Origin of the sequence: Streptomyces sp. NPDC058335 (assembly GCF_042723915.1) — a bacterium.
GTDB lineage: Bacteria > Actinomycetota > Actinomycetes > Streptomycetales > Streptomycetaceae > Streptomyces.
The window spans coordinates 210,312-220,326 of sequence record NZ_JBHXHX010000016.1; the positions used below are offsets into that span (position 1 = coordinate 210,312).

General features: G+C 73.8%; 8 protein-coding genes. 7 read left to right on the forward strand and 1 reads right to left on the reverse strand.

Annotated features, from left to right (window positions below; translation table 11 throughout):
* Window positions 1-136 precede the first annotated feature (136 nt).
* Window positions 137-358 (reverse strand): hypothetical protein, encoded by a 222-nt coding sequence (locus ACFWJX_RS29245; protein WP_383248983.1) that lies wholly within the window; start codon window positions 356-358, stop codon window positions 137-139.
* Window positions 359-557: 199 nt separating this feature from the next.
* On the opposite strand from ACFWJX_RS29245, the gene ACFWJX_RS29250 reads away from it, so the two are divergent.
* The 7 genes from ACFWJX_RS29250 (at window position 558) to moeZ (ending at window position 9,967) form a co-directional block, all read left to right on the forward strand.
* Entirely contained in the window at window positions 558-1,739 is a 1,182-nt protein-coding gene (locus ACFWJX_RS29250) for an alpha/beta fold hydrolase (RefSeq protein WP_383248985.1), read from the forward strand.
* 6 nt (window positions 1,740-1,745) lie between these two features.
* The gene (locus tag ACFWJX_RS29255) at window positions 1,746-3,254 is read left to right on the forward strand and encodes a DUF3152 domain-containing protein (RefSeq protein WP_383248987.1); all 1,509 of its coding nucleotides are present in this window, start codon (window positions 1,746-1,748) and stop codon (window positions 3,252-3,254) included.
* 381 nt (window positions 3,255-3,635) lie between these two features.
* The gene (locus ACFWJX_RS29260) at window positions 3,636-5,471 is read left to right on the forward strand and encodes a DUF3492 domain-containing protein (RefSeq protein ID WP_383248989.1); all 1,836 of its coding nucleotides are present in this window, start codon (window positions 3,636-3,638) and stop codon (window positions 5,469-5,471) included.
* Window positions 5,468-6,805, forward strand: a complete 1,338-nt coding sequence (locus ACFWJX_RS29265) for a hypothetical protein (RefSeq protein ID WP_383248991.1) — start codon at window positions 5,468-5,470, stop codon at window positions 6,803-6,805. Before ACFWJX_RS29260 ends, ACFWJX_RS29265 begins: the two co-directional genes overlap by 4 nt.
* Before the next feature lie 220 nt (window positions 6,806-7,025).
* Window positions 7,026-7,988 (forward strand): NAD(P)-dependent oxidoreductase, encoded by a 963-nt coding sequence (locus ACFWJX_RS29270; protein WP_252546244.1) that lies wholly within the window; start codon window positions 7,026-7,028, stop codon window positions 7,986-7,988.
* A complete protein-coding gene (locus tag ACFWJX_RS29275) occupies window positions 7,976-8,725 on the forward strand; it encodes a spherulation-specific family 4 protein (protein WP_383248994.1) in 750 nt (249 codons plus the stop codon). The genes ACFWJX_RS29270 and ACFWJX_RS29275 overlap by 13 nt, the downstream gene beginning before the upstream one ends.
* 63 nt (window positions 8,726-8,788) lie before the next feature.
* Window positions 8,789-9,967, forward strand: coding sequence for an adenylyltransferase/sulfurtransferase MoeZ (gene moeZ, locus ACFWJX_RS29280; RefSeq protein WP_073497294.1), 1,179 nt, complete (start codon window positions 8,789-8,791; stop codon window positions 9,965-9,967).
* Window positions 9,968-10,015 lie beyond the last annotated feature (48 nt).

Below are 10,015 nucleotides of genomic sequence, written 5' to 3' on the forward strand. Positions count from 1 at the left end.
CGGACCGGACGATGGCAAAAGCCGTAGGTAAGGTTTCAAACCGGGGCGTTGTGGGCACAATCGCGCTCCACTCCAGCTCGGCGCACGGTGATCGGCGGCGTTTCCTTTCCTTCCGCGGCGGTTTTCGTCGGTCTCCTCAGCGGTAGTCGTCCTCGTCGAGCGTGACGACACGCGCCTGTTCGGCGAGGTCCGCCTCGTTGGCCCGGCTGGGGTCGACGCCCTCCAGCGAGTCGTCACTCTCCGGCGCGACATCGGCCTTCTGCTCGGCGGCGTCGTTCTCCGGCGCCTCCACGCCGATCTCCGCGGCGTCGTCCTCCTCGTCCGTGAACGTCTCCGGATCGGTGGGGTCGATGGCCATGGGTGGGCTCCCTTCCTACGAACGTCCCTGAAGATGCAGGGGCCACACGCGGGTGCCCTCTGTACGAGCCTAGGAGACACCCTTTTCGCTCGCTATGCGATGTGCCCAGGAATCGCGCCGCCATCTGCGCGACGCGCGGTCGGCCTCTTGTGACGGCGAACACACGGGTCCCCGCGTGATCGTCTCGTAACATTGCGGCATGTCTTCGACAGAGCTGCCGTCCGTGCCGCCCACCAGCGTGCTGCCGAAGGCCGCGTCGGTCCGGGTCGCCGAGGGCGAGAGACTGCGGTCGGTCCGCCTGCCCGGCGTCACCATGACGGTCCGCTCCAGGCCTCCCACGCGCGCGGGACTGCAGCCCGCACTGTGCGTCCACGGCCTCGGCGGTTCCTCGCAGAACTGGTCCGCGTTGATGGCACAGCTCGACGGTGTAGTCGAGAGCGAGGCCGTCGACCTGCCCGGATTCGGGGACTCGCCGCCGCCGGACGACGGCAACTACTCCATCACGGCACACGCGCGTGCCGTGATCCGCCACCTCGACGCGTCCGGCCGCGGACCCGTCCACCTCTTCGGCAACTCGCTCGGCGGCGCGGTGTCGACGCGTGTCGCTGCGGTCCGCCCCGACCTCGTCCGGACGCTCACCCTCGTCTCGCCGGCCCTGCCGGAGCTGCGCGTCCAGCGCACGGCGGTGCCCACGGGGCTGCTCGGCATGCCCGGCGTGGCCGCGCTGTTCACCCGGTTCACCCGGGAGTGGACGGCCGAGCAGCGGGTCCGTGGCGTCATGGCCCTCTGTTACGGCGACCCCGGGCAAGTCACCCCGGAGGCGTTCGGGTACGCCGTGGAGGAGCTGGAGCGGCGGCTGCGGCTGCCGTACTTCTGGGACGCGATGACACGTTCCGCGCGCGGGCTGGTCAACGCCTACACGCTGGGCGGTCAGCACGGCCTCTGGCGCCAGGCCGAACGCGTCCTCGCCCCGACCCTCCTCGTCTACGGCGGCCGCGACCAGCTCGTCGGCTTCCGCATGGCCCAGCGGGCGGCCCGCGCCTTCCGCGACTCCCGCCTGCTCACCCTGCCGAACGCGGGGCACGTGGCGATGATGGAGTACCCGGAGACGGTCGCCACGGCCTTCCGGGAACTGCTGGAGGACACGGCCGAGCGGGGCGGGCGAGGATCGCGCACGGAGCCGGAGGCCGAGCCGGACACGGGCGCGCGTCCGGATACCGACATCGGGTCGACGCCCGGTACGGGTACCGGGGTGCGGCCGGATACGGATACGGACATCGGGTCGAGACCGGATGCGGGGCCGGAGTCGGGCTCGGGAACCGGGTCGAGCTCCGGGGCGTTCTCCGAGCGGGCCGGTGGATCCGCGGGTTCGGGGAGCTGAGGGGGCGTGGGACGTCACAGTCGACGCGGGCATGCGCCCAAGAACGCACCACGGCAGGGCACCGGCGGTGCCCCCCAGGGAGCCACGCCCGGCGAGACTCGGGGCGGCCGTCCTCAGGGCACGGCCCGGCCCGCCGACGGGCCCCCACCGACGCCCGGGAATCCCGACGGGACCCCTGCGCGCGGTATGCCCCGGTCTCCCGACGGTACTCCCGCCCGCGGCGTGCCTGGACTCCCCGACGGCACCCCCGCCCACGGCCTGCCCGTCCCTGGCGGGCGCCGCGCCCCCGACGGCACCCCGCCGCGCGGCACCCCGCAGGTCCGTGGCGGGCATCCCGAGCAGCGTGAAGCCGGGGGAGCCTGGGGCGAGTTGAAGGGCCGTACGGCCAGCGGTTCCGGCCCGCTGATCCCGCGACAGCGACCCGAGTCCGCGGCCGGGTCCCGGCAGCGGCGGACGGATTCGGCGGCGGGTCCCCGACAGGACTACCTCGACGCCTTCACCGAGGGCGACGACGTCTTCGCGCGCCGCGTGCCGGCGGCCGCCGCCGCGGCCACCGCGCTCGCCACGGACACCTACGTCACCCCGCGCCCCACCGACGCCTACGTCTCCGTCACCGACTGGGACAGGAGCCCCCGGCCCACTCCCGCGGGCGGCGGGGCCGGCGGGTCCGACGGCGAGCCGCCCACCGGTGAGCCCGCGGCCAGGGGCGGCAAGGGCCGGGCCTTCACCGGCATCGCGGCCGCCGCCGTCACCACCGTGCTCGCCATCGTCGTCGCCGGCCAGGTCACCGACGCGCGCGACGACGACTCCGTCCAGTCGCAGTCCACGGCCGACAAGGCCGCCCGTGACGCCCGTGATGCCACCGCGCGCGACGCCGACCGGCCGAGCCCGTCGGCGTCACCCAGCGTGGTCCCGCTGACGTACGACCAGAAGATGGGCGCGCGGTACCGGCTCGGGGCCACGTACGCGGGGTCGGGGAAGTTCGACGCCGTACCCGGTATCGACAAGGCGCCCGGCAAGGGGCAGAAGTACACCTACCGCGTGGACGTCGAGCAGGGGCTCGGCCTCGACGGCGAGGTGTTCGCGCAGGCCGTGCAGAGGACGCTGAACGACGACCGCAGCTGGGCGCACAACGGCGCGCGGACCTTCGAGCGCATCCACTCGGGCGAGCCCGACTTCGTCATCACGCTCGCCAGCCCCGGCACCACCGCCGAATGGTGCGCGAAGTCCGGCCTGGACACCACCGAGGACAACGTCTCGTGCGACTCGGCCGCCACCGAACGCGTGATGATCAACGCCTACCGGTGGGCGCAGGGATCCCGGACCTACGGCGACGAGATGTACGCCTACCGGCAGATGCTGATCAACCACGAGGTGGGCCACCGGCTCGGCTACGGCCATGTCACCTGTGACAAGGACGGCGACCTCGCCCCGGTCATGCAGCAGCAGACCAAGTTCCTGGAGTACGACGGGATCCGCTGCCTCCCCAACCCCTGGCCGTATCCGAACAGCTGACGAACAGCCAGAGAGCGTCTGCGGGGCGCCCGAAAGGCGTCCGCACGCCCCCTGAGGTGTAACGTTTCGCGCTCGCCTGATCTCTTAGCGCGACGGAACGCGACCCGCACGGGAAAGTTACGACCGTTCACCCCTTTTGGTGGGGGGGAGGACACACCCCACGCGGCACACCCCCCCGGACGCCGCCCGTGTTAGCGCGGCGGTCCCCCCGGCGCGAGGCCGGGCGCCCCCCCCCCCCCCCCCCCCCACCCCCCCCCCCCCCCCCCCGCCCCCCCCCCCCCCCCCCCCCCCCCCCCCCACCGCCTTGTCCGCATACGTTCGTCCCGCTGCGAGCCGCCGGGTCAACGGCGGCTCCCCAAACGGGAGATCGGGGGTGCACACGTGCGCATCGGACTGCTTACGGAGGGTGGCTATCCGTATGTGAGCGGTGATGCGGGGCTCTGGTGCGACCGGCTCGTGCGCGGGCTCGGGCAGCATGAGTTCGACGTCTACGCGCTCAGCCGCAGCGAGCGCCAGGAGGCCGCCGGCCAGGTGGCACTGCCGCCGCAGGTCACCCGCGTGCGTACCGCGCCGCTGTGGACCGCCGAGGACGACGGGGTGGTGCACGGACGGCGTGCGCGCCGGCGTTTCACCGAGCACTACGGCGCGCTGGTGTCCGTGTTGTGTGAGGGGGCGCCCGCCGACGCGGGGACCGACCGTTCCGGCCCCCAGGCGGACCGTTTCGGCAACGCGCTGTACGGGCTCGCGGAACTCGCCCGCGACGAGGGCGGCCTGGTGGGCGCGCTCCGCTCGGAGGGCGCCGTGCGCGCCCTGGAGCGTGCCTGTCGTGCGCCCGGCGCGCTCGGTACGGCGCGTGAGGCGCGCGTACCCGATCTCCTCGCCGTCGCCGCTCACCTCGAACGCGCCCTGCGCCCTCTCTCGCTCGACTGGTACGCCGACGACGGGGGCGACGGGCTCGGCTCGGTCGACCTCTGCCACGCCGCGTCGGGCGGTGCCGCGGCGTTTCCGGGCCTGCTCGCCCGTCACTTCTTCGGCGTGCCACTGCTGGTGACCGAGTACGGGGTCCGGCTGCGGACGCACTATCTGGGCGCGGGCGCGGCTGTCGCTCCCGGAGCCGCTTCCGCGTCAGGTGCGGCCCCTGGTCCCGTGCCGGAGAGTGCCCCGGCCGTACGGTCCCTGCTCGCGGCCTTCCACGGGCGGCTCGCCGCCGAGGTGTACCGGCAGGCGGCGTGTGTCACGCCCGGCAACGCGCACGCCCGTCGCTGGCAGGAGCGCTGCGGTGCCGACCGGGCCAAACTGCGGACGGTCCACCCGGGCATGGACGCCTCCCGCTTCACCGAGGTCGGCGACTCCCCGGACGCCGCCGACCCGCGCACGCTGGTCTGGGTCGGCAGGGTGGAACCGGCGAAGGACCTGGTGTCCCTGCTGCACGCCTTCGCGGAGATCCGCAAGGAGGAACCCGGGACCCGGCTGCGGATCCTCGGCGCGGCCGCCGGGGCGGAGGGCGAGGCCTACCTCGGCCACTGCCGGATGCTGGCCGCGCAACTCTTCCCCGACGAGGCGGCCGGGCCGCACTCCGTCGGCGACAATCCGGTGTCCTTCGAGGAGATCGGCGGCCCGGAGGTGCCCGGACCCGCCGAGGCGTACGCGGCCGGTGCCGTCGTCGTCCTGTCCAGCGTCGTCGAGGGGTTCCCGGTCGGCCTGGTCGAGGCGATGTTCTGCGGGCGCGCGACCGTGTCCACGGACGTCGGCGCGGTGGTCGAGGTCATCGGAGGCACCGGGCTCGTCGTCCCGCCGCGCAACCCGCGGGCGCTCGCGGAGGCGTGCGTGGCCCTGCTGCGCGACCCGGGGCGCCGTGCACGCCTGGGCGCGGCCGCCCGCGCACGCGCTCTCGAACTGTTCACCGTCGAGCAGAACATCGCGGCATTTCACGGCATTTACCTGGAGATCGTTTCCCGGAGCCCGGTTCGCCAGGGCATCCTCGACGCGGCCGGCGAACCACGGCCCTTCGCGGTACCGGCCGAGGCCTGGCTGCCGGGCCGGTGGACCGGCCTCGGCGGACGGGCCGTTCCCCGACACCCGTCCGGCTGGACGGCGGGACCGCCGGTGCGGGGTACGGCGGCGGCGCGCGGTTCCGCCGCGACGTCTGGCCCGTCGTCGCCCCGCGCCACCACTCCTGTCCCTGCTCCCGTCGTCGCGACCGAGGGGGCCCGATGAGCGGCCTGGGCGAACTCGACCGCCCCGCGACACCGGTGAGCCCCGGCGCCTGGGACGAACCGTCGGGGGACTGGCCGGCGAGCGAGGACACCGCTCCGAGCACCGACGCGCGGTCCGAGTCCGGCGGGCCGGCGGTGTCCACCCCTGCCGGGCGCCCCGAGTCGCCCTCCGGCGCACGCCCCTATCCGGCTGCCGGCCCCGTCGCGCCTCGGCGAGGCGGCGCCGTGGACCCGGTGAAGGCACTGATGCACCGTCACCGCGGACTGTGCGAGCGGGCGGTCGATCCATTGGAGATCGCGGCGGGTCTGGAGGCCCACGGCGTCACCGACCGCACCGCCGCACGGTTCCGGCACCGGGACGTCTTCTCCCTCGCGGAGGAGATGTACGCGCGCGTCCCCCGAGACGGCGACACGCCCCCGCGCCCGGAGCCCACTCCGGCGCCGCGGGCCCGCCTGGACTGGGCGCTGCTCACCCTCCTGCCGGGCGCCCTCACCGCCGCGACCGTCGTCGGCCTCCGTCTCACCCACGGTCAGGCCCGCCTCCTTGTGGTCACCGCGGGCGTCCTGGCGGTGACCCTGGGCCTGCGGGCCGCGCTCCGCCGAGGCCCGTTGAGCCCACGCGGAGGCCGGCCCTCGTCGAGCCCACGCGGCGGCCCGCACCCCGGCCGGCACCGCACCGGCGGCTGGACCTGCTGGCTCCTCGCCTACGCGGCCCTCGGCGACGGCCTGCTGCGCGCCGCGGCCGACGGCGGCCCCGACGGCCTGCCCACCGGAACAGCCGACGGCCCCTGGCCGCTCGCCACGGCCCCGCTCCTCACCCTCGCGCTGGCCTGCGTGCCCGCCGCCTGGTGCGCGCACCTTCTCGCCGTACGCGCCCGGCGCAGGCTCGACACCAGCCGAGGCCTGGACGAGTTCGCCGCCTCCGTACGGCCGCTGCTGCTGAGCGTCTTCGCCCTGTATCTGTGCGCCCTCGCGGTCCTCACCGGTGTCTGCGCGGCGGCCCTCGGCGAACCCGCCGCCTACGCGGGAACGCTCACGCTGGGTGCGCTGCTCCTCCTCTCCCGCCTCCTCACCGTCCACGGCTTCACCCACGCCCCGGCGGTCGTCCTCAGAGCGGCAGGCGCGGCCGAGGCGATCGCCCTGGCCCTGCTCCTCGCCGGCCGGCTGCCCCGCTGCGACCTCCTGGCCGCACCCGTGGACACGCTCATGGCCGCCTGGGGCCCCGCCGGGGTCCCCGTCCTCGCCTGCGGGGCGGCTGCCCTCACCCTGCTGATCCACGCGACCCGCACCCTCACCAGGGCCTCGGCCCACGCGCGAGCGGACCAGCCGTGCTGACCCGGCGCCGTCCGCCCGCCCCCGACCACCGCGCGCCGCGCCACCCCCACCGTGCACGGACCGCACGACGCACGCGCTCCTCCACCCATGAAATCCCCCTAAGGAGAGACCAGATGACCACCTCCCGATCCGGAGCGACCGGAGCCACCGGGGCACCCGCGGTCGCGGGAGCCCGCGCGGTCACCGGAGCAACCGCGGCGAGCACCCCGGGAGCCACGCGATGAGGGTCCTGCTGACCGGAGCCAACGGCTACATCGGCCGCTTCGTCGCCGACCGTCTGCTCGCCGACCCGGCCGTCCAGCTCACCGCGCTCGGCCGCGGCGACGACGCCGACGTCCGCTTCGACCTCGCGAGTGGCAGCCCCGGCGCCCTCACCCGCTTCCTCGACGCGGTCCACCCCCAGGTCGTCGTCAACTGCGCGGGCGCCACCCGCGGCGGAGCCCGGGAACTCACCCGGCACAACACCGTCGCCGTCGCCACCGTCTGCGAGGCGCTGCGCCGCAGCGGCTGCGGCGCCCGTCTCGTCCACGTCGGCTGCGGCGCCGAGTACGGCCCCAGCCAGCCCGGTTCCTCCACCGCCGAGGACGCCGTCCCGCGTCCCGGCGGACCGTACGGCGTCAGCAAGCTCGCCGCCACCGAACTGGTCCTCGGCTCCGGCCTGGACGCGGTCGTGCTGCGGGTGTTCTCCCCGGCCGGGCCCGGCACTCCCGCGGGTTCCCCGCTGGGCCGGCTGGCCGAGGCGATGCGCCGCGCCATGCAGTCCGGCGACGGCGAGCTGAAACTCGGCGGACTGGGCGCCCAGCGTGACTTCATCGATGTCCGTGACGTCGCCCGCGCCGTGCACGCCGCCTCGCTGTCCGCCGCACAGGGCGTCATCAACATCGGCTCCGGCCGTGCCGTCCGCCTCCGGGACGCCGCCGCCGTCCTCGCGCGCGTGGCCGGATACGGCGGCACCCTCCACGAACTCGACGGCCCGCCCGGCGGCCACCTCAGGCCGACCATCGGCCACCCCCGCCCCGACTCCGACCATGTGGCCCCGGTCGCGTACCCGTACCCCGACGGGTGCGGCAGCTGGCAGCAGGCCGATGTCCGCACCGCCCGTGACCGGCTGGGCTGGCGGCCCCGGATCAACCTCGAGGAGTCCCTCGCCGACATCTGGATGGAGGCGGCATGCCGTATCTGACCGGCACCCGGGCGGGCACCGCGAGCACCGACGTCCGGGCCGGGTTCGGTGTCCCCGGCTTCGCGCATCCCCTCGTCGCGCCGGCCGAGTGGGGTGAACTCGCCCGTCCGGGCAGGCCCTTGCACTGGGTCGTCCTCAACGTCGCCGACGGCCCCGGTGTCCGCCCCGACCCGCACTGCCTGGAGGCCGCGGGCCGGCTGCGGAACGCGGGTGTCCGCGTCCTCGGGCACCTCGACGCCGTCCACGGTGCCCGCGCCTTCGCCGAGGTGGTCTCCGACGCACGCCGCTACCTCGACTGGTACCAGGTCGACGGCTTCCTCCTGGACCGCTGCCCGACCGAACGCGCCGCGCTCCCGGAGATCCGCCGCGCCGTCGGCGCCCTCCGCACGCTCCGTGACGCGCCTCACATCGTCCTCGGTCACGGCACCCATCCGCACCCCGGATACGCGGAGAACGCCGACCAGCTCGTCACCTTCTCCGGGCCCTGGAGCGACTACCGCTGGTCGCAGGCGGCCGAATGGACCGCCGACTACCCGCCCGAGCGGTTCTGCCACTTCGTGCACGGCGTGCCCCGCGGCCATCTCGACGAGGCGCTGCGGATCGCCCGCTGGCAGGGTGCGGCGACGATCTGGTTCACCGACCGTCACGATCGGGACGGCGCGTTCGACCCGTGGGAGACCATGCCCGGCTACTGGGACGAAATCGTCTCGCGGATCGGAACAGGTGTCTCGGAATGAAGAAGGCCATGGCAGTGTTACGGGGAGAACAACTGTAGTGATTGACCGACCAACGGAGTCCCCGTGTCGCTGCCACCCCTGGTCGAGCCGGCTGCCGAGCTCACCGTAGACGAGGTCCGCAGGTACTCCCGCCACCTGATCATCCCCGACGTCGGGATGGACGGGCAGAAGCGGCTGAAGAACGCCAAGGTGCTGTGTGTGGGCGCCGGCGGCCTGGGCTCGCCGGCGCTGATGTACCTGGCCGCGGCGGGCGTGGGCACGCTCGGCATCGTGGAGTTCGACGAGGTCGACGAGTCGAACCTCCAGCGCCAGATCATCCACAGCCAGGCCGACATCGGCCGCTCCAAGGCCGTGTCCGCCCGCGACTCCGTCCTCGGCATCAACCCGTACGTGAACGTGGTCCTTCACGAGGAGCGGCTCGAGGCCGACAACGTGATGGACATCTTCAGCCAGTACGACCTGATCGTCGACGGCACGGACAACTTCGCGACCCGCTACCTGGTCAACGACGCTGCCGTGCTGCTGAACAAGCCGTACGTCTGGGGTTCGATCTACCGCTTCGACGGTCAGGCGTCCGTCTTCTGGTCGGAGCACGGTCCCTGCTACCGCTGCCTCTACCCGGAGCCCCCGCCCCCCGGAATGGTCCCCTCCTGCGCCGAGGGCGGCGTGCTGGGCGTGCTGTGCGCGTCCATCGGCTCCATCCAGGTCAACGAGGCCATCAAGCTCCTCGCGGGCATCGGCGAGCCGCTCGTCGGCCGCCTGATGATCTACGACGCCCTGGAGATGCAGTACCGCCAGGTCAAGGTCCGCAAGGACCCCGACTGCGCGGTCTGCGGCGAGAACCCGACCGTCACCGAGCTCATCGACTACGAGGCCTTCTGCGGCGTCGTGTCCGAGGAGGCCCAGCAGGCGGCCGCCGGTGCGACGATCACTCCCAAGCAGCTCAAGGAGTGGATCGACGACGGCGAGAACATCGAGATCATCGACGTCCGCGAGCCGAACGAGTACGAGATCGTCTCCATCCCCGGCGCCAAGCTGATCCCGAAGAACGAGTTCCTGCTCGGCACCGCCCTGGAGGGTCTGCCCCAGGACAAGAAGATCGTCTTGCACTGCAAGACGGGTGTCCGCAGTGCGGAAGTGCTCGCGGTGCTGAAGTCCGCGGGCTTCGCGGACGCCGTCCACGTCGGCGGCGGTGTGATCGGCTGGGTCAACCAGATCGAGCCGAGCAAGCCGGTCTACTGAGCCGACCTGCCTCCCTGAGCGGCGGGGGTCGCGCGCACCACGGGTGCG